Annotated in this window: 24 protein-coding genes; 4 read left to right on the plus strand and 20 right to left on the minus strand. The window is 53.8% G+C overall.

Translation table 11 applies throughout. The features are described 5' to 3' along the window. A partial coding sequence (locus tag BM299_RS02345) for a hypothetical protein (RefSeq protein ID WP_092481862.1) occupies positions 1-2,072 on the minus strand: 2,072 nt, incomplete at its 3' end. 757 nt (positions 2,073-2,829) lie between these two features. Here BM299_RS02345 and BM299_RS02350 point away from each other — a divergent pair. Continuing rightward, entirely contained in the window at positions 2,830-3,447 is a 618-nt protein-coding gene (locus BM299_RS02350; protein WP_092481863.1) for a sigma-70 family RNA polymerase sigma factor, read from the plus strand. Beyond that, a complete protein-coding gene (locus BM299_RS02355) occupies positions 3,444-4,541 on the plus strand; it encodes a zf-HC2 domain-containing protein (RefSeq protein ID WP_092481864.1) in 1,098 nt (365 codons plus the stop codon). The genes BM299_RS02350 and BM299_RS02355 overlap by 4 nt, the downstream gene beginning before the upstream one ends. A gap of 161 nt (positions 4,542-4,702) precedes the next feature. Here the strand turns inward: BM299_RS02355 and BM299_RS02360 are convergent, their stop codons facing one another. The 6 genes from BM299_RS02360 to BM299_RS02385 form a co-directional block, all read right to left on the minus strand. Continuing rightward, positions 4,703-4,930, minus strand: coding sequence for a type II toxin-antitoxin system HicA family toxin (locus BM299_RS02360; RefSeq protein ID WP_092481865.1), 228 nt, complete (start codon positions 4,928-4,930; stop codon positions 4,703-4,705). Further along, the gene (locus BM299_RS02365; RefSeq protein ID WP_092481866.1) at positions 4,923-5,141 is read right to left on the minus strand and encodes a type II toxin-antitoxin system HicB family antitoxin; all 219 of its coding nucleotides are present in this window, start codon (positions 5,139-5,141) and stop codon (positions 4,923-4,925) included. The genes BM299_RS02360 and BM299_RS02365 overlap by 8 nt, the downstream gene beginning before the upstream one ends. 161 nt (positions 5,142-5,302) lie before the next feature. Then, positions 5,303-9,454 (minus strand): S8 family serine peptidase, encoded by a 4,152-nt coding sequence (locus BM299_RS02370; RefSeq protein ID WP_165608141.1) that lies wholly within the window; start codon positions 9,452-9,454, stop codon positions 5,303-5,305. A gap of 345 nt (positions 9,455-9,799) precedes the next feature. Next, positions 9,800-10,843 carry a rod shape-determining protein gene (gene mreB, locus BM299_RS02375; RefSeq protein ID WP_092481868.1) on the minus strand — a complete coding sequence of 348 codons (1,044 nt, stop codon included), beginning with the start codon at positions 10,841-10,843 and terminating at the stop codon, positions 9,800-9,802. A gap of 172 nt (positions 10,844-11,015) precedes the next feature. Continuing rightward, complete coding sequence (gene spoIIID, locus BM299_RS02380) at positions 11,016-11,270, minus strand: sporulation transcriptional regulator SpoIIID (protein WP_092481869.1); 255 nt, start codon at positions 11,268-11,270, stop codon at positions 11,016-11,018. Between the two features lie 405 nt (positions 11,271-11,675). Beyond that, positions 11,676-12,260: a TetR/AcrR family transcriptional regulator gene (locus BM299_RS02385; protein WP_092481870.1), complete on the minus strand. Its 585-nt coding sequence runs from the start codon at positions 12,258-12,260 to the stop codon at positions 11,676-11,678. 267 nt (positions 12,261-12,527) lie between these two features. Here BM299_RS02385 and BM299_RS02390 point away from each other — a divergent pair, with 267 nt between their 5' ends. After that, entirely contained in the window at positions 12,528-13,526 is a 999-nt protein-coding gene (locus BM299_RS02390; protein WP_165608142.1) for an HlyD family secretion protein, read from the plus strand. Next, positions 13,526-14,701: an ABC transporter permease gene (locus BM299_RS02395; RefSeq protein ID WP_092481872.1), complete on the plus strand. Its 1,176-nt coding sequence runs from the start codon at positions 13,526-13,528 to the stop codon at positions 14,699-14,701. Before BM299_RS02390 ends, BM299_RS02395 begins: the two co-directional genes overlap by 1 nt. 63 nt (positions 14,702-14,764) lie before the next feature. Here the strand turns inward: BM299_RS02395 and BM299_RS02400 are convergent, their stop codons facing one another. The 13 genes from BM299_RS02400 to atpE all read right to left on the minus strand — a co-directional run bounded on the left by BM299_RS02400 (position 14,765) and on the right by atpE (position 26,616). Further along, entirely contained in the window at positions 14,765-15,124 is a 360-nt protein-coding gene (locus BM299_RS02400; RefSeq protein WP_092481873.1) for a type II toxin-antitoxin system HicB family antitoxin, read from the minus strand. Positions 15,125-15,136: 12 nt separating this feature from the next. Beyond that, on the minus strand, positions 15,137-15,376 hold the full coding sequence (locus BM299_RS02405; protein ID WP_092481874.1) for a type II toxin-antitoxin system HicA family toxin: 240 nt from the start codon (positions 15,374-15,376) through the stop codon (positions 15,137-15,139). Between the two features lie 436 nt (positions 15,377-15,812). After that, the gene (gene spoIID, locus BM299_RS02410; protein WP_092481875.1) at positions 15,813-16,781 is read right to left on the minus strand and encodes a stage II sporulation protein D; all 969 of its coding nucleotides are present in this window, start codon (positions 16,779-16,781) and stop codon (positions 15,813-15,815) included. A gap of 263 nt (positions 16,782-17,044) precedes the next feature. Next, the gene (locus tag BM299_RS02415; RefSeq protein WP_092481876.1) at positions 17,045-17,491 is read right to left on the minus strand and encodes a hypothetical protein; all 447 of its coding nucleotides are present in this window, start codon (positions 17,489-17,491) and stop codon (positions 17,045-17,047) included. Between the two features lie 141 nt (positions 17,492-17,632). Further along, positions 17,633-18,898 carry a UDP-N-acetylglucosamine 1-carboxyvinyltransferase gene (gene murA / locus BM299_RS02420; RefSeq protein ID WP_092481877.1) on the minus strand — a complete coding sequence of 422 codons (1,266 nt, stop codon included), beginning with the start codon at positions 18,896-18,898 and terminating at the stop codon, positions 17,633-17,635. 208 nt (positions 18,899-19,106) lie between these two features. Beyond that, a complete protein-coding gene (locus BM299_RS02425) occupies positions 19,107-20,231 on the minus strand; it encodes an S-layer homology domain-containing protein (RefSeq protein ID WP_092481878.1) in 1,125 nt (374 codons plus the stop codon). Positions 20,232-20,766: 535 nt separating this feature from the next. Continuing rightward, a complete protein-coding gene (locus BM299_RS02435) occupies positions 20,767-21,171 on the minus strand; it encodes a F0F1 ATP synthase subunit epsilon (protein WP_092481880.1) in 405 nt (134 codons plus the stop codon). Between the two features lie 3 nt (positions 21,172-21,174). Further along, a complete protein-coding gene (gene atpD / locus BM299_RS02440) occupies positions 21,175-22,599 on the minus strand; it encodes a F0F1 ATP synthase subunit beta (protein WP_092481881.1) in 1,425 nt (474 codons plus the stop codon). Between the two features lie 199 nt (positions 22,600-22,798). Beyond that, positions 22,799-23,650 carry an ATP synthase F1 subunit gamma gene (gene atpG / locus BM299_RS02445; RefSeq protein ID WP_092481882.1) on the minus strand — a complete coding sequence of 284 codons (852 nt, stop codon included), beginning with the start codon at positions 23,648-23,650 and terminating at the stop codon, positions 22,799-22,801. Positions 23,651-23,690: 40 nt separating this feature from the next. Next, entirely contained in the window at positions 23,691-25,199 is a 1,509-nt protein-coding gene (gene atpA, locus BM299_RS02450) for a F0F1 ATP synthase subunit alpha (protein WP_092481883.1), read from the minus strand. Between the two features lie 22 nt (positions 25,200-25,221). Further along, the gene (gene atpH, locus BM299_RS02455) at positions 25,222-25,764 is read right to left on the minus strand and encodes an ATP synthase F1 subunit delta (protein WP_092481884.1); all 543 of its coding nucleotides are present in this window, start codon (positions 25,762-25,764) and stop codon (positions 25,222-25,224) included. After that, positions 25,758-26,264 (minus strand): F0F1 ATP synthase subunit B, encoded by a 507-nt coding sequence (atpF, locus tag BM299_RS02460; RefSeq protein WP_245779611.1) that lies wholly within the window; start codon positions 26,262-26,264, stop codon positions 25,758-25,760. Before atpF ends, atpH begins: the two co-directional genes overlap by 7 nt. 118 nt (positions 26,265-26,382) lie before the next feature. Beyond that, positions 26,383-26,616 carry a F0F1 ATP synthase subunit C gene (atpE, locus tag BM299_RS02465; RefSeq protein ID WP_092481885.1) on the minus strand — a complete coding sequence of 78 codons (234 nt, stop codon included), beginning with the start codon at positions 26,614-26,616 and terminating at the stop codon, positions 26,383-26,385. Positions 26,617-26,632 lie beyond the last annotated feature (16 nt).

Here is a 26,632-nt window from a genome sequence, read left to right on the forward strand (position 1 = left end):
GCTTTGGCAGCGTCACGCAGCTGGACCATGATCCGGCCGTCAGAAATGTAGCTGCCGTTGTCACCCAGGGTAATGCTGGTGGACAGAGCTTTTTCTTCAGGAGCAGGGGTGCCAACTTTAGCGTTGACTACTACTGCTGCTTCGTCTTGTTTCGGGAATACTTTGTAGTAATCATCATCACTTGTAGAGGTTTCTATGTCGAAGGCTTCATAAGTTTCAATTTCTATATAACCATTAGCATTAGCTGTGCCTAATTCAGCCTTAACCGCTACGTCATCGTTTACTTCGTTAATAGCGTCGCCACGGACTACTACTTCGATGTCTCCTTCAGGCACAGTGCGGTCGAGTACATACTCAATACCGCTGATTTCGATGGTGCTTGCTTCATTGCTGTCGTCTTTGATGGAAATTACGAGCAGGTTGTCTTCGTCATCAGTGTCGTCTTTTACATCATAATCGTCAATTTCCAGGTCCCCTTCAGTTACCTGAACATCAGGCACACCAACAAACCGTACGCCTCTCGGCAGGTCGATAATCAGGTCTTTACCGTCGATGACCAGACCAGCGTCAGCTTCAGTAATAGTGATGGTACCAGCAGCTTGCGCGCTACGACCAATTACCAAACCGTCTGCTACCTCAGCGGTCACCTTTACTGCGGGCACTACTTTAGCCACAGTCAATTCGCCGCTCAAACCAGCAGATCCGCTTACCTCGACTACCAGGTCGCCTTCAAAGCCAGGCTCAACCATTACTTCCATGTCTTTCAGTTCCAGTTCGGCCGCATCTGATGAAGAGCCACCAGTAAATTTAAACTTGGCCGTTTTGCCGTCTCTGCCAGGGAAGCCAACGGGTTCAATATAAAGACCATGATCGTTATCGTCATCTACTACGGCCCACTTAGCACCTTCAGGCAGAGTGAGCAGCAGGGTACGGTTAGCAATCATACTGCCAGCAATGGCTTCTTCAATCTTGATCTTAGCGATTTCCTGTTCTAATTGACCAGCGTAAATGGTCGGAGCATCGCCAGCGCTGATGGTTGCATCATAATCACCATATCTTGCTACAACCAGCTCGCTTACGGATGTTGTGCTTTCACCTTTAACTTTTACTACTACATCGCCATATTCAGCGTCAGTTTCGTCAACACACTCAATGTTCGCGGTTAATTCGATCAAAGTGGCATTGTTAGTTCCGTCGTAATTTGTTGTATCAATTTTCAGTTCGTCTTTTGCAGTATTAAATTTAATTTCTGCATTGTCGCCAGCTGCGTCGCCTACGCCGGCAAAGAGATCGTCACCCCAAATGATTTTATAGGTGGGAGTTCCAGTCCACTCAAAACCATCCGGCAGGACAAACTTGATAGCACTGCTTTCACCATCAGCAATTGCGCCGGCACGGTCTTCTTTAATCCTTATCTTGATCGGGTCGGATGTTGTATCATTATTGAAGTTAGGTGCATTGGTTACTTCAAGGTCTACTTCCCCGCCACTTACACGACCGACAAGAATTTTACCACTTGAAAATCCACTGCTAGTGGGTGCAGTAGCTGACAACTCAATATCTCCTTCAAATCCTTCGTCAACCCAGATGGAACCCAGATTGAATGTGAAGTAAGCATAGTTGCCAGATTCGCTTATATTATTAACAATAAGCTTAATTTCATCAGAGTCTAACTTCTCTACGGTAACATCAGTAGCTTTTAAAGCGTTAACTTCGCCAAGATAGCTACCAGGGAATTCAAAGTAGTTACCAGGCTTCTGGCCATATACGTTTCCAGAAACTGTCCAGTCACCGGCTACCATTTCATCACTTTCCTGGGTAGCATTGGCTTTTAGAAACTTAAAATCATTCGGCAGACGGAATGTTACACTGTCACCAGGCTGTAATTGTCCAGGGGCAAATACTGCTTCAAAACGCCCCAGCTCATAAGCACCATTGTCATCCACGGTGGGTGCTGCCAAAGTATCAAACCCTGTAGCCGCCCCCGCGATTCCCGCAAACGGGAACACCATGGTGAACGCAAATACGAGAGCCATCAATAATGAAAATCTCTTGTTACGTAACTTACGCAAAACTAATTTCCCTCCTTGAAATAAATATTTTGGCCTTTCGGCCTGGTTAAGTATGAAACCTTACTTTAGTTTCACATCCCCCCTTGAACAGGTATCAGTTAATTTATTAACTTGTTGCTATAGAGAAGCGGCCCGGCCGCTTGCTCACTTTGTGAACAGGCTATCTAACTGACTGACATGGATTATTATATCTCCGCTGCATGAATCGTGCAAGGGTGTTATGTATTTCTTCGTTTGCCATGTCTTTGGCCTGTCGCTCGTTTCTTTAGACACATGGTTTCAGCCAAAAGTTCCACCCGGCTGGATTTTTTCTTTTCATTTTATTATTTGCATTTGTTTGGTCATTTTGGCATCTTTGTTTGCACCCGTTTTTTTAGACACGCGGGTTACGCCAAAAGTTCCAGGTGAGGGAAAAAATTATTAAAAACTTTTTTTCTGCCATTCTTCCACAGTATAATTACATGGAAGATTAATATATGCAGGCGCAAACATGTGCCGCTCACCGCCTGTGGCTTTATAAACAAAGATGAAACCAGCGCCTTTAGGATGGTTTGAAGCAGATGCGCGAAGAAATATCAGGACGAGCAGGCAGCAGCAACCTTTGCTATATTATACGATATGCAGTAAATTATTTATGAGATTAACTATCTTATCTATTGTTTTTGTTGAAAATTTTTGGCCGGCTTCGGAACTTTTCCATATACATAGGTGTCTAAAAAGTGTCCGAAAGCTTACAGGCCCGAGGGGGATCGTCCCTTTGGACAACGTAAAGTTCCTGGTAAAAAGGTCCCAAAAAGGCGACACCGGGGCCTTTGAACAACTGGTGACCATGTACCAGGACAGGATTTACGCCTTAAGTTACCAACTCACCGGCAATTATGCCGACGCGCAGGATCTGGCGCAGAACGTGTTCATAAGAGCTTACCGGGCCCTGCCGGGTTTCCGCAACGAGGCGGATTTCGGCACCTGGCTGCACCGGATAGCGGTGAACCTTTCCATTAACGAAAAGCGCAGGAAAAAACCCGATGTTTCCCTCGACAACCCGGTGCAAACAGATGAGGGCGAGATGCCCCGCCTGGTGGCCTCGAACGGAGACAGCCCCGAGGAGGCCTACGAAAAGAAGGAATTCAGCAATATGGTGCGGGAGGCCCTATGGGAATTGTCCGAGGAACACAGGGCGGTGCTGGTATTGAGGGAGATGCAGGGCTATTCGTACGATGAAATCGCACAAATGTTGGACTGCACCCTGGGCACCGTAAAGTCCAGGATCAACCGGGCGCGCCAGGCGCTTAAAAAACAAATCGTCCGGATTGCCGCGAACAACGGAAGAAACCTTCCTTATTATAATGGGCACCGGGGAGGTGGAAAAAAGTGAATTGCAGCCAAGTTAAAAAATTAATACCGGAATGGTTGGACGGTGAGCTTGAGCATGTCCAATCAATGACCGTAAAAGATCACGTCGCCGCCTGCCGGGACTGCCGGGCGGAAGCCGATTTCTGGCGGGAACTGGGCGCCACTCTCCGGGGAGGTATGGAGGACATCAAGGCTCCGCCCGGGTTTGCCGCCGGGGTGATGGCCCAATTGCCCAAGCAGCACGGCAGTACCGCCCGGCACAGCCTGTTTGACCGGTGGAAGCGCAGCGTGGCCGTGGCAGCTACCTTTCTGCTGGTGGCGGTGGGTTCCGCCGGCGCATACATGAACTGGGGAGGCAACATCGTTACGCGGGTGGCCGACAATAACCCGAGACAGGTCATCAAACCCCCTGTCGAACAGCCCGGCGACATTAATATACCGAATACCGGCCCGCAGCAGAGCGGTGAAGCCGGCAGTCCGGTGGAACAGTCAGGCAGCGGCGGTACTGAGCAAGGCGCAGCTCCGGGCCCTGACGGTAATAACGCTCGTGGCACGGGCGGCAACTCTGAAAGCACACAGCATACTCCCTCCGGGAACGGCACAGCACAGCCCGCCGCGCCGGACGGAGCGGGCGGCAGTACGCCCGATGCGGCAGTTAACGCGGGGCAGTACGCGCTGCTGAACATTGAGAAGGACCGGGTTGTTGAACGCACCCTGCTGAAGATAAATGTCGGCGATTTGGATGCGGCCCACGGGCAAGCGCTGGCTCTTATCAACGAAACCGGTGCCGCTTATGAAGTGCTGGGCACGGAAAATGCTCCCACGGGCAGCCGGGAAACATTGAAGATAACCGTCAGCAGCAGCCTGTCCGGCAAGTTGATGGCCGGTCTCAAAACCCTGGGACAGGTGGTAACCGCCGATACCCAGCGGGAAGACATTAATGCCCGCTACAATGAAAAGGTGGAGCAGTACCTCTCCTTAAAGGCACAGCTACAGGGGGCAAGCGCGGTTGAAAGAGAGCAGTTGCAGGTGAAGATGGCTGGCATTGAAGCGCAGCTCCGGAGTTGGGACAGGGAAGCCGATACGGATACGATTATTTTGTGGTTGGAGGGTTAGGGTGTAAGATGGTGCCAGGTGTTGAAAGTTGAAAATCTGCGATTTTCAACTTTCAACACCTGGCACCAAAGGAAAAGGCTAAAAAAAGGGACAGGCAACTTTTTCAAAATACGAAAAAGTAGCCTGTCCCTTTTTATTTAGCTGTTACCTTTTTTGAGCAACTATTTCTTATTAATAAGTTCTTCAATACTCAAATCAGCCTGTCGCAGGATTGAAGTCAAAGTTCCAGGGGCCAATTCTTTATGAAATGGTACGATAACGATTCTTTTCTTTCCGTTACGTATACCTCTTAGTTTTACATGGCTACCTTTCTGAGCTGCTTTAATAAAACCTAAATGAGATAACAGTTGAATAACCTGGGCACCCGATAATACCGGTAGTTTAGCCATTGGAAAAATTGACCTCAAGCGGTGCAATAATAGGAGCTTGGATGTTTTCCGGGATTTCCTCATCTTCAAAATATAGTTCTAATGCTTCTTTTAGATTAGTTAAGGCTTCTTCTACTGTTTTCCCCTGGGAAGTTACCTCTACTTCAAGACTTCGGGCTACATACCATTCGCCTTCTTTGGCGATAGCAGCAGTGAAACGCTTGCTAACCATATACTAGCCTCCTAAAAAGTGGTTCTTCTTGGTTCAAATTATATCATATTATGGACTTACGGGCAGTAGTGTTATACCGTGAACGGGGTTAAAATAAAAAGGCTAAATAAAAGGGGACAGGCAACTTTTTCAAAAAGCGAAAAAGTAGCCTGTCCCCTTTTTTAGCTGGTTTTTTGGGTTAGGAGGTCGAGCAGGCGGTTGAGGGCGGCGGCGGTTTCGGCCCGGGTGATGTATGCACCGGGGGCGAACAGGTTGCCGGGTCTGCCTGACAGCAACCCGAGGGCGTGGGATTTGCTCACGTCTTCCCGCGCCCAGGCGGCAACGATTTGCCAATCTTTATAGTCCGGTTTTTCCGGGGGTTCTTCCGGCAAGCCCCTGAGCAGGCCCCAGGCCCGCACCAGCAGCGCCGCGGCCTCTTCCCGGGTTATGCGCTCCAGGGGACGGAAGGTGTTATCGTCATACCCCACGGCCAGGCCCCTGCCGTAAGCCAGGGCCACGGCGTTTTCAGCCCAGTGCGGGATGGTATCCGCGTCCTTATATGGCAGGTTGGCGGGTGCGCCGCCGGTGCCCAGCAGCCTGGCCAGCATTACGGTGAATTCCACCCGGGTAACGGCGCTGTCGGGCCGGAATGTGCCGTCCGGGTACCCGCTGAGCATGCCCCGGGATACCAGGTGCCGGATGTCGGTTTCCGCCCAGTGGCCGTCAATGTCGGAAAAACCCTTTTGCCGGCGGGGTAAACTGAGCTGCAAGGAGGCAACCCCGCCCGTTGCGCCGTCTACCGCCACCAATTGTATTGCCTCGGCCTCACCCACACTGACGGGATAGTAAAACTCCCCGTTGTCCGTAAGTTCCACCGCCTGTCCGTCGCCCCCCGGGAGCCGGGCATACAGGCGGGATGCGCCGGTTTTGCCGGTAACCAGGGAGAAGTCCTCGAAGGGTATAGTGGACCTGATCTCCAAAAGGGGCGGTTCCACTCCGTCACGGGTTTCGGCCTCCAGCGCAGCTACAATTTGCTCGCCGCCGGGCCCGTACAGGGCGGACACTGTGACCGGCTCTCCCGGCACCAGATCCCGAAACCTGACGGGCAACCCGTTTTTGGTGACCACAGCGACAGAACTGAGCCGGTATGTGCTTCCGTCAGACAGTTTTATCCCCTGGCCCGGGCTGTAGGATTCCAAAACACCTTTCACTTTACCGGCAGCCTCGGCGATATCCACCCGCCATACCTCACCGGAAACGGGGTCCGAAATGACCCGCACCCACTGTCCCGGGCTTAAGATGGATGTGCCGGCGGCCATTCCCCACCTGAATACCTGCGTTTGGGGGCTGAAACTCAAGTACCGAAAACCTTTACGGCTATCCATCATGTAAAAAGTATCCTTCTCCGCAAAAATCACGCGCCCGTAGCTTGCATCGGAATAAACCGTAATACCCAACGCTTCGGTGGAGTTGGGAATCAGGTTTAACATAACCAAATCCCCCGCCCGGATATTGCCCATCTCGACAGGCCGGCGGTCCCTGACAATCTTTATCCCGGCCATGACATGGTATCTGCCGCCGGATGAGAGGGTAATCGTATCAGTGCCGGTTTCCACACCGGTTACCTGCCCCACCACCATATCCCGCTTCACCGCCAGGTGATATATTTTTCCGTCCGAGCCCAGTATAATGTGCACGGGCATGCCGGGCAGCAGTTTTTCCAGGCCTGCGTCTGTGGAGGCGCCAAAGGGCAGGTCGGCCGGGTCACCGTCCAACAGGATGTCGGAAAAGGAAACGGAGGCTTCTTCGGCCAGATTATAAACCAACTGGTGATCCAGCAGTTTCAGTTGCCGGTTGGTCATATCAATATTGGTAAGTATTCCTTTTATTTCCACGCTGGCCAAATTAGCCTGCCAGATGGTCTGGGTATGCGGATTAATGTTGGCTGTCACATCGGCCCCCGGGGGGATTGCCTGCCCGTTGTCAACCGGTTTCCCGTTGATGGTCAGAGCGTTTTCAATGCTGCCCTCAATGGCGTAACCGCCCTCCCGGTAATCCCGGTTCATACGTACCAGCACCATACTTTCGCCCTCCGCCAGCGATTTGACGCCGCCGGCCCGCCAGGTTCGGCCCACCGCATAAGCCCGCCGGGGTTGGCCGGGCGGTCCCACCAGGTAAAGTTCAGCCCCCGCCGGGGGCAGGTCGCCGGCGGGCAGCAGCCGGTCATCCACGGCCAGCAGGGTATCCGGCGGCAGGGCCGGGCGCTCCCCCCCGGCCAGGGTAATTTTGCCGTCACTGCTGCTTTGCACCGGCTTTCGGGCCGGCATCTGGCCGAAGACCAGGGCAAAGTCCTGGGTCAAGCCCCTCTCCGGGGAGGCGTCCTCCGGTACGGACCGGCCGTGTACCACTATTGTATAGGTGCCGGGCTGCGGATCGGGTATGTACACCTGCTCCACATTGTTAAGAACGTCCCGCTCCCCCCGGCGGGCAAAGTCGTTGCCGAAATACTTGGCGCCATCCGGGGCGATCACTTCCAGGTCCAGGTTGTTTACCAGGGCCGGGGCCGCGCCCGGCGCAGCCGCCGGGTCCGACCAGGCCAGGGTGGCTTTGAAGGGCGCGCCGCTGTGTTCAACGTTCTTTTTTACTGTAAAACTTTCGCCGGTGGCCAGGCCCTTGGGTTCGTCCACCAGATCAAACAACCGGTTTTCCAGGGCCAGGATTGTGCTGCCAATATCCAGCAGGCCGAAACCGGCCGCTTCGGGCTCCGCGTCCAGTCGCCCGGCCCCGTTGATCAAGGCGGCTTTCAACAGGGCCGCCGAAGGTTCCTCAAAACCCGTGTTTTCCGTCATGTACTGGCGCAGCAATGCCGCCGCCCCGCCGGTCACCGCCGTGGCCATGCTGGTGCCCTGCATGACGGTGTATTCCGGCCGCCCCGGGAGGTCTCCCCCCAGCAGCCGGGAGGCGGTGGATATTATGGATGTGCCGGGGGCCACCAGCTCGGGCTTGATGCGCCCGTCCTGGGCCGGCCCCCGGCTCGAGAATGCGGCTATCTCTTCCGTACTGCCGGTATCGTTTTCAAAGGCTGGGCGGGGACTGAGCGAGGCCCCCACCACCAGGGCGTTTTTACTGTTGGCCTCGGCGGTTAGGGTGCCTCCCCGGGGCCCGGAATTGCCCGCCCCGAATATGGCCAGAAAATCGGGGTGTTCGCGCACAAAGGCATCTATTTGGGAGGCCGCTGAGTCGTATGTATTTTGCTTTTTGCCCCAGCCGTTAACGTGGATGCGGGCATCGGCGTTGTAGGCCGGCTCGAACAGTTCCCGCAGGTCCAGGGGCGGGGCGGGATTATCATCCTTGTCCACGATGCCCTGGAAATACAGGCTGGCCCCCGGGGCCAGGCCGGCGTACTTGCCGTCCGACGCCTTACCGCTCCCCACCAGGGTTCCGGCCATGTGAGTACCGTGGCCGACGGTGTCCGCCGGCGTTTCCACCCCGGCCCAAGATTTGATCATGATCACCCGGGGTTTCCTGCCCGGCGGGCTTTCCAGGTCCGGGTGCAGGTTGCCGGGGGAGCCGGTGTCCAGCCCGCTGTCCGCCAGGGCGATGGTCTGGCCCGCGCCGTTCAGCCCGTCCACTGTGACAAAGCCGGGGATGGCCAGCGGCCTGGCGCCCACAATATCCCTGGCCCGGTCATTTAAAAGCTCGGGCCGGGTGTATTCTTCCACGTACAGCACCCGGGGGGAACCGGCCAGTTCGTTTACCGCCGCGCCGGGCAATTCCACCCGCAGGTAGCGCCCTTCCCCGGCGGCGCCTTCCAGCACCCGGCCGCCCAGGCGTTTCACCAGCTGTATCACCGCGGGCTTGTCGCCGTCCCCCGCCAGGGTGATCGTCAGCACCACCGGTTCGGCTGTCTTTCCGCCCGTACTGCTCTGTTTTTCCAGTTCAGCCCGCCCGGTTTGCAGTTCTGCGGGCAGCTTTTGCTCGGGCCGGTATTCGGTGAGGCTTTTTACATAAGGTAAATCCACCAGCGCCTGTTTTTGTTGTTTCCCGGCCCGCACCAGCAGGGTTTCACCGTTAAGCCCCCCCATCCAGTCCACCTGTTCGGCCAGCTTCGCTTTTTCCGCGCTGCTGGGGGGCCTTTGCAGTTCCAGGGCGTAAACCGCCAGGTTTTGTTCATCCTGCGCCGCGCCGGAGTCGTTCGGGTTTCCGGCTTTGTCGTTTTTCCGGCTTTCGCCCCCGGTGGGGCTGTTCATGCCCAGCCAGGCCGCCAGGCCCAGCGCAAGCAAAACTATAGTCAAAACCAGTGCCCAACGCTTGCTGTTTATCGTGTTGCACACCTCCTTCCCGCAGCCAAAAGAAAACCTCCTTGCCATACGTTGTTTTTTTTGGCGCATGTGCAGGAGCTGTCTTGCACTGTTTTTTCCCATTAATGACTTTGTCTAGCATTTTTTTCGACAGCAGGCAGTTGATTTCCTTTTGGTTCAGGGAATAAATAGTTAACAATATTAACTATTAATGATTATTTTTGTTTTGTGGTTATTGACGTTTGGGAAGAATATTTGGTTCCCATGGGAAGGGTAAAAAGGGGGACTGGCTCCGATTGGTTTTGCGGCAAAAAAGGGGACAGGCAACTTTTTTAAAAGCCAAAAAAGTAGCCTGTCCCCTTTTTTGCCAGTCCCCTTTTACCCGGCGGTTATTTTGTGGCGCAGGGCCTTGCGGATCATGCGGCGCTTGGCTTGCGCGTTGAGCACGTTGAGCATGGTGAGGGCACGGCCGGTGCCCATGGCCACGCAGGAGAGGGGGTCTTCGGCCAGGAACACGTTGAGACCGGTTTCGCCAGCCAGCAGCTTGTCCAACCCGTGCAGCAACGCCCCGCCGCCCGTGAGCACGATGCCCTTGTCCACTATATCTGCGGCCAGTTCCGGGGGGGTTTCCTCCAGCACTTCCTTGACGGTGTCCACCACCAAAGTCAGGTTTTCCCTGATAGCTTCGTAAACGTGGTGACTGGTAACAGTTATTTGCTTGGGTAGCCCGTCCACCAGGTCCCGGCCCCGCACCTGCATTCCCATTGGCGCGCTGCCGTTGGGGCAGGCATTGGCGATTTCCATTTTAATTTCTTCACCTGTGCGCTCACCGATGGCCAGGTTGAATTCCCGGCGGATGTACTTGACGATGGCCTCATCGAATTTGTCGCCACCCAGTCGCAGGGACCGGCTGATCACGATACCGCCCAGGGAAAGCACGGCCACGTCGGTTGTGCCGCCGCCGATGTCGACCACCATGGTACCGCCGGGCTCGGAGATGTCCAGTCCTGCGCCCAGTGCGGCGGCCAGCGGTTCTTCAATAACATGGGCCTGCCGCGCGCCGGCCTGGATAGCGGCCTGTTTCACTGCCCTTTCCTCCACCCCGGTAACCCCCGAGGGGATGCAGACCATAACCCGCGGCTTGAAAAGAAACTTTCGGCCGTTAGCCTTTTCAATGAAATAACGCAACATTTTTTCCGTAACGTCGTAATCGGCGATGACGCCGTTACGCAGCGGGCGGATGGCCACAATATTGCCCGGGGTGCGCCCCAGCATCCGCCGCGCCTTTGCTCCCACCGCAATTACCTTGCCCGAGGTTTTATCTATGGCCACTACCGATGGCTCTCTTAACACGATGCCCTTGCCTTTAACAAATACTATAACATTGGCTGTGCCCAGGTCGATACCGATATCGGTGCTCATAACTTGTCCCCTTTCTTTCCGGACGGGTGCCTGTCCGTTTTGGTGGTCGGTCGTTAGTCGTCGGTCTTCGGCAATTGGAAAAAGTTAATTTATGCCAGATATTGGACAGGTTATTTGTATTCGGTATATTTTTCTACTTTCGGGGACAAATTCCTCCAGGTTCTACTAAATTTTATTGTTCCTGGCGGCGGTATTTATTTCTGGTGGCTTCCCCGCCCCGCAGGTGCCGTTCCGCTTTATTATAGTCCAGCACTTTTTTTACTTGTTGGGCCAGTTCTTTATTCAATGAAGGCAGCCTTTCCGTCATGTCTTTATGTACGGTGCTTTTACTGACACCAAATACCTGCGCGGCCTGGCGGACGGTGGCCTGGGTTTCCAGGATATAGGTGCAAATTTCGAGCACCCGCTTTTGGATGTACTCCTGCATTGCTTTACCTCCCCGGGCATTTGTAACATTATATGCAGGGGACAGGTAGAAATGCTTTTTTCCCATGTAACAAGATTACAAAAGGCCGGCTGGTAAAATAGGGCAGGTGCGGGACAAAAAGGGGGGGAAAAGGGGATAGGCACCGTAAAAGGGGACTGGCTCCGATTCGTTCTATGAATCGGTGCCAGTCCCCTTTTACGGAGGAGGCACGGGCCCCCAAAAGGCAAAAAAGGGGACAGGCACCATTTTCAAAAAGCGAAAATGGTGCCAGTCCCCTTTTTTGCTGTCCCTCTTTTACGGTGCACTTTTTGCAAGGACATCCGGTATTTGAACCAACCTTTACTTAGCCAGAAGAAGGTCTGGCCGGTGCTTTGACAGCCGCTTTTTTCAATTTGAACCCAACCTTTACTCAGCCAGAAGGCCGTTGAAAACCAGGTTTTCAATGTGGCTCTGTACCTGTACGGAACGGACCCGACCGTGCTTGTTGATGGAGCGGATGGCGGTGGCGGAAACCGCGCCGAATACGGCCGTGGCACAGGTATCCACGTCCTTTACCGTAAAAATGCCCTGCTCTTTACCCTCGGCCAGAATTTCCCCGATAATTTGAATTATTCTCTGCACCAGGCCGCTTAAAACATCCCGGCGAATGTTGTTGCCGTAAAGCTCGCGTAAAAAAATAAAGGCAATGTTTGAGTACAGGTCAAAAAAGTTTAACACTTCCCGGATCAATTCTTTTAACTTGAGCGCGGGGTCGGTTTGGTTTTGCAGGGCCTGCCTGACAGACCGTTCCAGGATATGCACGCCGTACTCGATAACGCTGTAGTATAGATCTTCCTTGTTCTTATAGTGGTAGTAAAGCGTGCCCTTGGCCACGCCCGTGGCCCGGGCGATTTCATCCATGGTGGCCGGGTGGTATCCCTTAACGGCAAATATTTCAATGATGTTTTTAAATTTTTCGGTATCCTTGAACAGCGAACTGACGGTCATCATTTCTTCACCCACTTTACACTGACTGGTCGGTATATATTTTCCCCTGACTGTATACGTTTTTACCCCCCCGGGTCAAGGGACATATTCAGGCAAACAGGGCCGTAATCAATGGTTCTTCAGTAATTTTTTACTGTTTTATCTGATTGCCCGGATTTGTGTTTTTTTCTATTATATCTAATTTATTGCACGAACCCTCTTTTCAAGTGCAGTTTTTGAGAGTACAATTACACTGACTGGTCAGTTCAATAAGGAGGTGGCATGTATTATATGACCAACAAAAAATATTTGCTGGTATTTACTTTAACCGTTACTTTTTTGCTGGCTTTTACCTTCATGGCCGGCGGGTGGAAAGATACCGTGCAAACCCGGCGGGAGCACAGCGGCACCATAGAAGCCACCGAAGTGGACGTGCGGGCGCAAATTCCGGGGCAGGTGCTCAAGGTGTCGGTGGAAGAGGGCCGGCAGGTTAAAAAGGGGCAATTGCTGGCTGAAATAGACGCCGCTGAAATACGGGCCCGCAAGCTCCAGGCCGAGGCCAAGCTGCTGCAGGCCCGGTCAGCCCTGGAAAAGGCGCTGGCCGGTGCCAGGGAAGAGGAAATTGCCGCGGCACAAGCCCGAGCAGACAAGGCCGAGGCGGCGCTGGACCTGGCCCGGGATACATACGATAAGATCAAGGCGCTTTACGAGGCCGGGGCCGTGGCGGAACAAAAGTTTATTGAAGCCGGGACTTCTCTGGCCGCGGCGGAGGCTGACTATAAAGCGGCGCAGCAGAACCTGGCGCTTTACCGGTCCGGCACCAGGCAAGAAGATATTGCCGCCGCCCGGGGACTGGTAAAGGAAGCGGAGGCGGCCGTAAAGGAAGCGGAAGCCTACCTGGACAAGGCCACCGTTGCTTCGCCCTTGAACGGTGCAGTCACCATGCGCACGGTCGACGCGGGGGACCTGGTTTCGCCCGGCTATGCCATGTTTACGGTTACCGATATGACTAAAATGTGGCTGACGGTATATGTGCCCGAAGATGAAATCGGCGGCATCGCCGCGGGAACGCCGGCCGCGATAACCTTCCCGGCTTTCCCCGACCGGCGTTTTAGCGGCGAGGTGGCCCGGGTTCAAAAAGCCCCCAGTTTCGCCACCCGGCGTTCCACCGATGAGCAGGGAGAAAAGGATATTGTTTCCTTCGAGGTGAAAATCAAGGTTGACAGCGGTGACACGCAGCTGCTGCCGGGCATGACGGGTTACGTAACCTTTAAGGCCGGTGATGCGTAATGTGGCAAGTTTTTCTCAATGAAATTGCCTGTATCTTTCGGGACCGGCGCACGCTGGCGTTGCTGTTCGGATTACCGCTGGTGGTGACGCTTTTTTTCGGTTACCTGTACATCAACCACAAGGTAACGGAAATACCCACCGTGGTGCTGGACCGGGACAACTCGCCCCTGAGCCGCGAAACAGTGACCGCTTTTGACCAATCCGAGAAATTTGCCGTTACAGGACACGTCTTCACCCGTGCTGAAGTTGACGAATATTTCCGGCGGGGGCGGGCGGCCGCAGCCATTGTGATCCCCCCGGATTTCGCCCGGGACATTAAAACCGGGCAGGGCACCGAGGTATTGATAGTTTCCGACGGTTCCAACATGATCATCAGTAACACCATTGCCACTGGGGCAGCAGAGGTGATCGGCACCATATCCGCCGGCATTGAACTGAAATCCCTGGAGGGCTTGGGGATATCGGGGGACCGGGCCGAAGATATTGTATCGGCGGTAAGTTTCCGGTCCCGCGTATGGTATAATCCCACATATAATTACCTCAAGTTTTTGCTGCCCGGCCTGATCGTGATGGGTATGCAGCAGGCATTGTTAATTGCGGCGGCTATAGCGTTGTACCGCCGGCGGCGTATGGCTGAGGGGAATGCCGGTACAGTGATAGCGGCCAAAATTTTGCCCTACTTCCTGATTGGCACGCCGGTGCTGCTTTCCTGTCTTACTGTGGCGCACCTGCTGTTCCAGGTGCCCCTGGGCGGCGACCGGCCCCTGCTTTTGTTGCTGACGGCGGCCTTTTGCCTGGGCACCGTCGAACTCGGGGTGCTGGCGGCGCTGTTGTCCAGCAGCCTGGATAAGGCCATTCAGGTGGCCATGGTGGTCGCTGCACCGGCTTTTTTGATATCGGGTTTTACCTGGCCCATGCTGGTAATCCCCCCGCCCGTCCGGGCGCTGGCATACATGCTGCCGTTGACCCATTACCTGGACGCACTGCGGGCCGTCGCTATGAAGGGTGCAGGTTTTGGGGACGTAACCACGCAATTGCTGTACATGGTCACCATCGCCTGCGCGCTGGTGCCGGTGTGTGCGGCGGTTTTATACTTCAAACGCAGGCGCCGGCAGGGGTTTGAGGACGGATGCGGCCAATTGCTCCCCGCCGGTGAAATGCCGGAACACCGGTAATAGGATTTGCTGCTAGCGAAAAACAGAACGGTCTTTAACCCCGTGGTAATGGTTAAAGACCGTTTATTTCTTAAACCCAATCCCTCGCGCCAACTGGTAATTGATAAACTGATTCAGGCTTACGTTTTCCTCTTTAGCCCGCCGCGCTAAGGCACTATGCAGCGATTTGGGCATTCTAACCACTAATTTACCCGAGTAATCAGTGTCTTTTGTTGGCTCAGGTATTTCCACTCCGTCTTCAAGTGCTGATTCTATCCAACACTTTTTTGCATCTTCTATATTACTTAACGCTTCTTCTATAGTCATTCCCTGTGATATACATCCGGGAAGTTCAGGAATACTTACTGCATACCCTCCATCTGGACTGGGATGTAGTTGTATATTGTAAAGCAGATTGAGATAATAACTTAACCCTTTTTTCATAACTTGCACCTCTTAAATCTCTTCAACCTCCAATAATTCTATGACTTTTTTAATATAGGTTTCCAAAACATATGGTTGCTTTCGGGGTATTGTGATTCTTTTGCCACCTTTCGTAAAAGTATAATGTGAAGATCCACCACGAGGCTGGCGGATTGAAAAACCGGCTCTAAGCAACAGTTTTTCTATTTCTTGAAATTTAACTGAGCCGGGATTATTCTTTATTTTGATATATAGTTTCTCTAATTTGCTCATTAGCTACAGCTAAAGTTATAGTATCATTTTTAGTACTAGTATTCAAATATTTTTTACAAAATTTTAGGGGCTGCTTTTGCGACAGCCCCCAGTAACCAGCGTTTCAGCCAGCGGCGGTATTTTTCCAGCGCGTCTTGATCCCTTAATCTTTTATCAAAGGGCCACATGCTATTCCCTCCCTTGTTGGTGCCGGGTGTTGAAATGTTGAAATTTGATAACCAGCTTATAAGTATTGTGAGCCTGTAAATTTTTTTTATGCAGTTGTTTTTTTGCATAAAAAAGCAAAAAGGGGACAGGCACCGGTAAAAGAGGGATAGGCACCGATTCATAAAACGAATCGGAGCCAGTCCCCTTTTACCGGTGCCTGTCCTATTACTTATGAAATAATAAGGAGCCGGAACTTACAACAGACTCGATATTCAACCTTTCAACAAATTTATCTTTCAACACCCGGCACCGTTTGGTGGATTTGCACACCCGTGTAATAGTGTTTCAATATGCGCCGGTAATCGTAACCGTATTCGGCCAGTCCCCGGGCGCCGTATTGGCACATGCCCACCCCGTGGCCGTAACCTACCGTTTTAAAGGTGATTTTATCGCCGGTCATTTGCCATGTGAAGTTTGTGGAGCGCAGGCCCAGCTTTTGGCGGATTTCCGAGGCCGACATGCGGCGATCACCCACCAGCAGCGTTTTGGGCCGCCCGGTGGAGGTGCTTTCCAGCACCTGCAGTATTTTGCCCCGGCCCGTGGATGCCGGCACAGCCTGCAGATCCACACCCAGGGCCTTTTCTACCCGGCTCAAGGACACAGCCACCTGGCGCACCGGTTCGGGGTCGGCGTCATACGGGCAGGCCACGCTGCGCAGATAGGGCACTTTAAACTTCCACACATCTTCGGAGTTTTCCGTTTTCCCGCCGCAGGATGCGTGAAATACAGGGTCTATGGGCTGTCCGTTATATGTTATGATTTCTCCCGCCGTATCGTCCACGGCCATCCGGATTTTATAGTAGTAGCGGTAATAATTGACCGTACCCCAGCGTTTTTTCATTTCCTCCCTGGACAACCAGGCCTGCGCATGGCTGGGGTCGTCGCAGGTATCGGCACCGGGATGACAGTTGTTGACCACGCCGCCGGCCACCATGCGTTTGACCACGTAGGTACGGGCCGCCACCGCCTGGGCTTTTAACGCCTCGGCCGGGAATTCCGCGGGCATTTCGGCGGCCACCACTCCGGTGACGTAGTCTTCCAGGGAAACCAGTTCCACTTTATCCGTTTCATGCCGGTACAGGCGCACAATGGTGCCCTCTTGACGCACCTGCGGCTGCAGTATCTTCTGCACCACCCAGGGTACCCCCAGCGCCAGCAGCAGCACCAGTATCAAGGTTATGATAAAAATTTTTCGCACGCGCAATCACCCTTTTGGCCTGCCTGTCCGCTTCGTCTTACAAGCAATATATGATGGAATTCAAGCAATTATTACCTATTATTGCCAAAAGGGGTCGGACTTAAACTACCTTTGAGCCTACTTTGGGACAAGCCCGAAAGGGAAAAAGGGGACAAGAACCGTAAAAGGGGATTGGCTCCGATTCGGCAAAAAGGGGACTGGCTCTTTTTTCACAATACGAAAAAAGTGCCAGTCCCCTTTTTGCCTGTCCCCCTTTTTCCATGTTACTTGATTCCGACCAGGCGTTTTAGGCGATATGTGTCTTCTTCCTGGCGCAATAGCCGTTCCGACAGGTAGTCGAACCGCTCGTTAAGTTGGGCAATATCATCTTTAGTCGCCATAGCCGCTTTAATTATTTCAATGTCTTTACCCTGATCAGCCACTTTGACCTTCAACTCGTTCACGTCTTCGCGAAGGCTTCTAACTTCAACCTTCAAGCCGTCCACATCTTCGCGAAGGCTTCTAACTTCAACCTTTAACTCGTCCACATCTTCGCGAAGGCTTCTAACTTCAACCTTTAACTCGTCCACATCTTCGCGAAGGCTTCTAACTTCAACCTTTAAGCCGTCCACATCTTCCTTAATTTCCTCCACTAAGCTGTTAGTGTTACCCACGATGCGGATCAAGTCGCCAATCATGGCTTCCATCCGCGCCATTCGCTCTTCGCTCATCCCCCGGATCACCCCGTTACGTGTTTTCGTATATTATACGGGTATTCTCTTGAGGCTTGCAACAAATTTTTGGTGCGACACAGGTGCGGCACAGGAACGGTTCTTGAATGTCGCACAAATTTGCAAATACGGAATTCACATTTAAGCACCGTCTCCGTGTGAATAGATGTCCACCCCCAGGTTGCGCAGTTTTTCCACCAGGTGTTCGTAGCCCCGCTCAATGTGATATACGTTGCTGATCTCAGTTTCTCCCTCGGCGCGCAGGCCGGCCAGCACCAGGGCGGCCCCGGCCCGCAGGTCGGTGGCATTGACCGGGGCGCCGCTCAAGTCGACGGGCCCCTGCACCACTGCGTTGCGGCCCACGGTCTTGATCCGCGCCCCCATGCGGCGCAATTCGTTGACATGCATAAACCGGTTTTCAAACACGGTTTCGGTAACTATGGCGGTGCCCCGGGCCACAGCCAGCAGCGCCATCATCTGGGCCTGCATGTCGGTGGGGAAACCGGGATAGGGCATCGTCTTAACATCTACGGCATGAAATTCCTCCCGGCCGGTAACCCGCACTCCGCCGTTTTCCTCGCAGACAGCAATACCCATTTCCTGCAGCTTGGCCATCACGGGTTTGACATGGTCCACTATTACATTATCCACTAAAATATCGCCGCCGGTAATGGACGCGGCCACCATGAAGGTACCCGCCTCGATGCGGTCCGGTATGACGGTGTGAGTAGCGCCCTGCAGTTCATTTACTCCGGTGATGCGAATGACCTTGGTCCCGGCGCCCTTGATCCTGGCACCCATGGCGTTTAAAAAGTTGGCCAGGTCCACCACCTCGGGTTCCTCGGCGGCGTTTTCAATAACGGTCTGTCCGTTGGCCAGGACGGCGGCCATAATAATGTTTTCCGTGGCGCCCACGCTGGGAAAATCCAGGTAGATGCGGTTGCCCCGCAGCCCGCCCCGGGCTGTTACGGCCTGGATGCACCCGTATCCGTGCTCAACGCGGGCCCCCAGCATGTGGAAACCTTTCAGGTGCAAATCTATGGGCCTGCTGCCGATGGCGCAACCGCCGGGCAGCGATATTGCCGCCCGGCCCGCCCGGGCCAGCAACGGCCCCATAACCAGAAAAGAAGCCCGCATCCGGCGGACAAGTTCATATGGCGCCTCGGTGGCAGGTTTTTCCGGCGGGTGTATCACCAGGGTGGAGCCGGAGCGCTTCACCCTGGCGCCCAGGTGTTCCAGTACCAGGCATATTGTATTCACATCAGCAAGGTCGGGTATATCCTCCAGGGTACACGGTGATGACGGCAGCAGGCAGGCGGCAATAATGGGTAGAACGGCGTTTTTGGCACCGCTTACCCGCACTTTGCCGCGCAGGGGCCTGCCGCCCCTGATAATCAACCTTTTCACCGTACCACCCCCGATTTTGACCTGGATATCGCTATTGCCTATTGTTACCAGTTTACTCACCTTGCATACAAAAAAAGGGGACAGGCTACTTTACCTGGAATTTTATACCTTGCAAAGTAAAAAGGGACAGGCATCTTTTTTCAAAAAGCGAAAAAAGCAGCCTGTCCCTTTTTACCATGGATTTAATTTACTTATTATTTTTCAGTTTCTATTCAACAGATTCTTCATCATCTGTTAATTCGCCATCACTGCCTGTTGCACTTGTATCGGCAGTTCCGTCGTCACTGGACGTTTCATTTTCAATAGAATTTTCATCAGAATTTTCATCTTCGGTGTTTTGCTCTTCTTCACCGGCTTGCCCCGCAATAATCCGCTCCATAATTACCGCCATCTCGGCCCGGGTAATGGCGCTGTTGGGGTTGAACCTGCCGTCCGTCGACCCTTTGATTATTCCCTCCTGCTGCAAGGCCAGGATGTAGCCCATGTCCTCCGGAGAAAGCAATATTCCGTCGCTGAAAGACTCTTCGCCTGTATCCACCGGTTCCAGTCCCATGGTTTTGGCTATCCAAACGGCTGCTTCCGCCCGGCTGGCCTGAACATGGGAATGAAAACGATTCATGTTTATAATGCCTTCCATGGCGGCTTCCCGGGTTGCTTCTCTGGCCCACTCGGGCACATCCGTGAGCTCTTCTTCCATGTTTTCTTCAGCATTGTCCGGGGCAGACTCTTCCTCCGCATTTTCGACCGCATTGCCGGAGTCAGTCTCCTCCTCCGGATTTTCCTCCGCAGTTTCGAGCGTACTGTCGGATTCCGTAGTAACATCTTCTTCACCCAATAGCCTGTTGATTAAAACGATGGTTTCCGCCTGGGTTATAGTTTCTTCGGGCTGGAACGTCCCATCCTCGTAGCCGCTAAACAGACCGATGGCTGACATTTTTTTGATTGAGGCTTCCGCCCAATGACGTGCGATGTCAGAGAATTCACTGGTTACTTTTTCGCCATGCCCGGCTAAACTCTTATAAGCCGCAACTTTTTGTTTCAACCCCCGGTTGACTTTGCCTTTGGCTTCATTTTCGACGGGCTTGTTTTTAGCAGCTTTCAGGTACGCTTGTCCCATTTTTGCGGTGTCTGTATCATTTGCGCCCCCGTTAACATCGCCGCTGTTGCCCCTGCCATGGTTGTTGGATCTGTCATTTTTACCCGGGCCATGGCTGGCGGAAGATTTGCCGCCTGAAGAATTGCCGTGCCCGCTGCCCGGCTTGGCCAGAGCAACCCCTGTTGTAAGCGCTGCAACCATTGCCAGGGCCAAAATAATGGATAATAGCCTTTTCATTGTTGGACCTCCTTATGTTTTTTCTACTTTATGTTACGTTAAATTACTTTCTTTTGGCAGGAGGTATTTGGTACTGTTTTATTGGGACAAAAGTCCCATAATTTAAGCAGGCAGGGGAAAAGGGGACAGACGCCCATGCCGCCAGCGCGGCACCATCAGAGGATGAAAATTGTGCTGGGCGGGTTGTTCCCCACTGCGTTCAAAATCTCCGCATCTACGGGACTAAGGTGCGGCTCTGGGCCGAATTTGGCGGTCCTGCATAATGCGCAGACGGGTAGTTATACTTGGTTATTTATTAACAGTACATCACTTGCGGGGAACAACCCGCCCTGCGTCGGATATGCTTTTTTCAGGACAGGCACCGTAAAAGGGGACTGGCTCCGATTCGTTTTGTGAATCGGTGCCTGTCCCCCTTTTACCGGAGCCAGTCCCTGTTTTACCTGCCTGCCTACTTTTCCCCGGGCGCAAAAAAGCCGCGGGTTTTGCTCCGCGGCTTTTTTCTTTCAAGTTATTACAGTTGTTCAGGGCCTGACCCCTAGCTGACGGTTTTGATACGGTTTATGGCACGTTTGAGGGCGGCTTCCGCCCGGGCCGTGTCAATGTCGGAACCGCCGGAGGCCAGGCGCTGCTCGGCCCGCTCCTTGGCAGCCTGGGCACGTTCCAGGTTGATCTGGTCCTCCCGCTCGGCCGCGTTGGCCAGAACGGTAACCCTGTTGTTGCGTACTTCGGCAAAACCGCCGCTGACAGCGATTTTCAGGGTTTTGCCTTCGTGCTGCACGCGCACCTGACCAATTTTCAGGGCGCTCACCAGCGGGGCGTGCTCGGGCAAAATACCCAGTTCACCCTCGCTGCCGGGCAGCACTACAAATCTTATATCTTCACTGTACACTTTGCGCTCGGGGGTAACAACTTCCAGGCGTTGCAGTTTTTCTTCTGCCATAGTTTATGCACTTCCTTCTGACAGACGTTTCGCCTTGGCCACTGCCTCCTCGATAGTACCCACCATGTAGAAAGCGTCCTCAGGCAGGTCGTCGTGCTTGCCGTCCAGGATTTCCTGGAAGCCGCGGATACTGTCCTTCAGTGAAACATACGCACCGGGATAACCTGTGAACGTTTCCGCTACGTGGAAGGGCTGGGAGAGGAAGCGCTGCAGTTTCCGGGCCCGGGCCACGATCAGTTTGTCTTCGTCTGATAGTTCTTCCATACCCAGAATGGCGATGATGTCCTGCAGTTCTTTGTAACGCTGCAGAACTGTCTGCACTCCCCGGGCTGTTTCATAGTGTTCCTGCCCGATTACGTTGGGGTCCAAAATCCGGGATGTGGAGTCCAGCGGGTCCACAGCCGGGTAAATGCCCAATTCCGCGATCTGACGGGACAGAACGACGGTGGCGTCCAAGTGGGCGAATGTGGTCGCCGGGGCGGGGTCGGTCAAGTCGTCAGCGGGCACGTAAACGGCCTGCACGGATGTAACCGAACCTTGCTTGGTGGATGTAATCCGCTCCTGCATCTGGCCCATCTCAGTGGCCAGGGTGGGCTGGTAACCCACGGCGGAGGGCATCCGGCCCAGCAGAGCCGAAACCTCGGAACCGGCCTGGGTGAAACGGAAGATGTTATCGATGAACAGCAGAGTATCGGCGCCCTGCTCATCCCTGAAGAACTCGGCCATGCACAGACCTGTCAGGGCCACGCGCAGACGCACTCCGGGCGGTTCGTTCATTTGGCCGAACACCATGGTGGTTTTATCCAAAACACCGGATTCAGTCATTTCATGATACAGGTCGTTACCTTCACGGGTACGTTCGCCCACGCCGGCGAACACGGATATACCGCCGTGCTGCTTGGCGATGTTGTTGATGAGCTCCATAACGATAACGGTTTTACCCACACCGGCGCCGCCGAACATACCGACCTTACCACCCTTGAGGAAAGGCACCATCAGGTCGATAACCTTGATGCCGGTTTCCAGCTGCTCCGCCTGGGTGGACTGGTCCACCAGTTTCGGAGCGGGCCGGTGAATGGGGTATTCATTGTCACTCACAATGGGGCCTTTGCCGTCAATGGGCTGGCCCAGCACGTCCACCATGCGACCGAGCACCGGTTTGCCCACGGGCACGCTGATGGGCTTGCCCAGGTCGACTGCTTTCATGCCCCGCACCAGACCGTCCGTTGTGGACATGGCCACGGTACGTACTATATTATTGCCCAAGTGCTGGGCAACTTCCAGGGTGAGGTCGATTTTTTTGCCGAAAACGTCCTCTTTTTCACTGGTAATTTTGACAGCGTTATAAATATCAGGTACCTGGCCCGGTGGGAAACGGATGTCCACCACCACGCCAATGACCTGTACTACTTCACCTACGTTAGCCATTAGCTTTTCCGTACCTCCTTTGCCTCTAATCGGGGACATTATGCGTTGGGGACATTTATTCGTTGGGGACATTCCCCGAAGGGGTGTGTCCCCTTTCCAAATTTGGTATGTCCCCTTTCCGCATTAGGTGTGTCCCCTTTCCGCATTAGGTGTGTCCCCTTTCCGTATTCCTGGCTAACCGTACGGAACCCCCGCCCCTTTACTCAAGGGCGGCAGCGCCGCCGACAATTTCGGAGATTTCCTTGGTGATGGCGGCCTGACGGGCACGGTTCATGGACAGCGTCAGCCTGTCGATCATGTCCGCAGCGTTGCTTGTGGCGTTATCCATGGCTGTCATGCGGGCGCTGTGCTCCCCGGCCTTGGATTCCAACAATGCCTGGAACAAAGCATTTTCCACATACATAGGCAATAATTTGCCCATAATCTGTTCCGCATCCGGCTCGAAAATGTAATCCACCTTCTTGCCGTCACTGTCTCCTTCCGGGGGTTCGACGGGCAGCAGTTTCTGCACTGCGGGTTTTTGCACCAGCACGTTAACAAACTGGCTGTACACAAGGTATACTTCGTCATATTCTTCCGCCGCGTACTTATCCATTACATACTTGGCTATTTCACCGGTCAGCCCCATATCGGCGTTTTCACCGATGCCGACATATTGCTGGGCTATGTTGTAGCCCCGGCGGCGGAAATAGTCCCGGCCTTTACGGCCGATGTTTATAATCTCCACGTTCGGGCGATCCTTGATCTCCTGAACGGCTCTTTTGATAACGTTGGCGTTAAAGCCTCCGCACAGGCCGCGGTCCGCGGTCACTATAATATAAGCCACCTTCTGCGGCTCGCGTACGGCAAGCAATGGGTGCTTCAGTCCCACGGAAGCGGACCCAACCCTGCCCAGTACGTCCCGCACCCGTCGTGCGAAGGGCCTGGCAGCCAGCACATTTTCCTGCGCGCGCCGCATTTTGGCCGCAGAAACCGCCTTCATGGCCTTGGTGATCTGCTGAGTGCTCTTAATACTTTTAATACGGCGCCGGAGGTCGCGCAAACTTGCCATCTGTTATTTCACCACCTCGCTGTATACTTTGCCGGGTGCATTACTTAACAAAGCTGTCCTTGAATTCCTTGATGGCAGCCTTGAATTTATCCTTCAGGTCATCGGTAAGCTCTTTCTTCTCGCTCAATTCCTTGCGCAATTCAGGCTTGTTGCTCTTGATGAACTTGAGCAGCCCTTCCTCAAAAGGCAGCACCTTTTCCACCGGCAGGTCATCAAGGAATCCGGCGGTTGCTGAGAAGATGGAGATAACCTGATCTTCCACGTCCATGGGCACATACTGGCCCTGCTTGAGCAGTTCCACCATGCGCTCACCCCTGGTCAGACGGGCCTGGGTGGCTTTATCCAGGTCGGAACCGAACTGGGCGAAGGCGGCCAGTTCACGGTACTGGGCCAGGTCCAGACGCAGGGTACCGGCAACCTGTTTCATAGCCTTGATCTGGGCCGCGCCACCCACGCGGGATACCGAAATACCCACGTTAACAGCGGGACGTACGCCGGCATAGAACAGGTCGGGCTCCAGGTAAATCTGACCGTCGGTAATGGAAATAACGTTCGTGGGAATGTAGGCCGAAACGTCACCGGCCTGGGTTTCGATAATCGGCAGGGCGGTCATGGAACCGGCTCCCCGCTCGTCACTAAGCTTACAGGCGCGCTCCAGCAAGCGGGAGTGCAGGTTGAACACGTCACCCGGGTAAGCCTCACGGCCGGGCGGGCGGCGCAGCAGCAGGGACAGTTCGCGGTAGGCCGCAGCCTGCTTGGTCAGATCGTCGTATACAATCAGCACGTGTTTGCCGTTTTCCATGAACTCCTCGCCGATAGCGGCGCCGGCGAAGGGGGCAATAAACAGAAGCGGCGCGGGGTCGGAAGCGGTGGCGGAAACTACGATGCTGTAGTCCATGGCACCGGTGTCTTTCAACTTCTGCACCACGTTGGCCACGGTAGAGTTCTTTTGACCCACGGCTACGTAAATACAAATAACGTCTTTGCCCTTCTGGTTGATAATGGCGTCCACCGCAACGGCTGTTTTACCGGTCTGGCGGTCGCCCAGGATCAATTCCCGCTGGCCGCGGCCGATGGGAATCATGGAGTCAATGGCTTTTAAACCGGTCTGCAGCGGCTCGTGCACTGATTTACGTTCAATAACACCGGGAGCGATACGCTCTACCGGACGGAACTTGTCGGTGTTAATGGGGCCCATTCCGTCAATGGGCTGGCCCAGGGGGTTGACCACCCGGCCGATCATGGCGTCACCCACGGGAACAGAGATAATCCGACCGGTACGCTTGACTGTGTCGCCCTCTTTAATGTGGGTGTAGGGCCCCATAAGCACGCAACCGATGTTGTCCTCTTCCAGGTTCAGCGCCATGCCCATGGTGCCGCCGGGGAACTCCAGCAGCTCACTGGCCATACATTCTTCCAGGCCATAGACCCTGGCAATACCGTCACCCACCTGGATGACCGTGCCAACGTCGCTTACTTCAATTTCGGCTTTATATTTTTCAATTTGCTGCCGAATGATCGAGCTGATCTCTTCAGGTCGCAAATTCATCTACTGTTTCACCCCTATCTACTTAACTTATTTGCCTGAGGTGCTCGCGCAGGGTTTGCAGGCGGGCACGCACGCTGCCGTCGATAACCTTATCGCCGACGCGGACCACTACGCCGCCCAGCAATCCCGGGTCAACGTTAAAGGTGAGCTTGACCCTTTTGCCGGTGCATTTGGCCATGGCGGAGGCCAGCGCTTTTTTCTCCTCTTTGGTCATTTCCACCGCCGAGGTAACCTTAACGTCGGTAATATTGCGGGCCTTGTTGGCCAGCCCTACAAAATAGCTAGTAATATCTTCCAGATACATTTCACGCTGGCGGTCCACTACAAAACCGATAAAATTCATGGTTATTTCTGATACGTGGTCTTTGAGCAGGCTCGCCAGTACTTCCTTTTTGTCCGCAGCGGTAATGCGGGGGTGAAAAAGAATTTTTTTCAGCTGTTCCGATTGATTGATCACGCCAACCACAGTCTGCAACTCTTTTTCCAACCCATCAACAAGGTTTTCCTTGACCGCAATTTCATAAAGGGCCTCGGCGTATCGCCCGGCCACGGCCCCCCTTAGCATGGCAGATCCCCTGCCTCTTTGATGAATTCATCAATCATGCCGCGCTGTACATCGGCGGTGATTTTTTCACTGACAACTTTGCTGGCAACCAAAATGGACAACGTGGCCACCTGGTCACGCAATTCTGCAACAGCCTTCTCCTTCTCCCTGGTAATATCCTGCAAAGCAGCTTCTTTAACACGGGCCGCCTCGGCCTTGGCTGCCTCGATAATCTCATGAGCTTGATCTTCGCCGGCTTTGGTGGCTTTCTGGATGATTTCCTGGGCTTCGTTCTTGGCCTTTTGCAGTTCATCCAGATACTGCTGGCGCAAAGCCTCGGCCTGTTTTCTTTCTTCCTCGGCGGCGGCCACATTGTTTTCAATGAAATTCTGCCGCTCTTCCAAAATTCTGACGATGTGCGGATATACTACAACGCGAAGGAAGATGAGTAGCATAATAAAGTTAAAAACTTGCGCCACCAGTGTATTATTTAGGCCCAGGGCCTGAATTACAGCATCCACAAACTTACCCTCCTTCCTTTGGTCTGTGGACAAAAGGAAGGCGATAGCAGGTTTTGCGCCTTGCACCTGCAAAACCCGCTATACCGCCTTTCGCCACAACATTCCTGACACAACAGGGTTAACCGATTTTACCCATCAAAATAAACGCGATAACAACGGCGATAATGGGCAGCGCCTCGATCAGACCTACGGAAATGAACATCATGGTCATCAGGTTACCCCGAAGTTCGGGCTGGCGGGCAATAGATTCTACAGTTTTACCGGTTACGAGACCGTCACCGATACCGGCGCCGATGGAAGCCAGACCCACGGCCAGAGCAGTACCGATTGCAGCAGCGCCTGCTAATTCCATGCTTTTCCCCTCCTTT

The organism is Desulfoscipio geothermicus DSM 3669, from assembly GCF_900115975.1.
Taxonomy (GTDB): domain Bacteria; phylum Bacillota; class Desulfotomaculia; order Desulfotomaculales; family Desulfallaceae; genus Desulfoscipio; species Desulfoscipio geothermicus.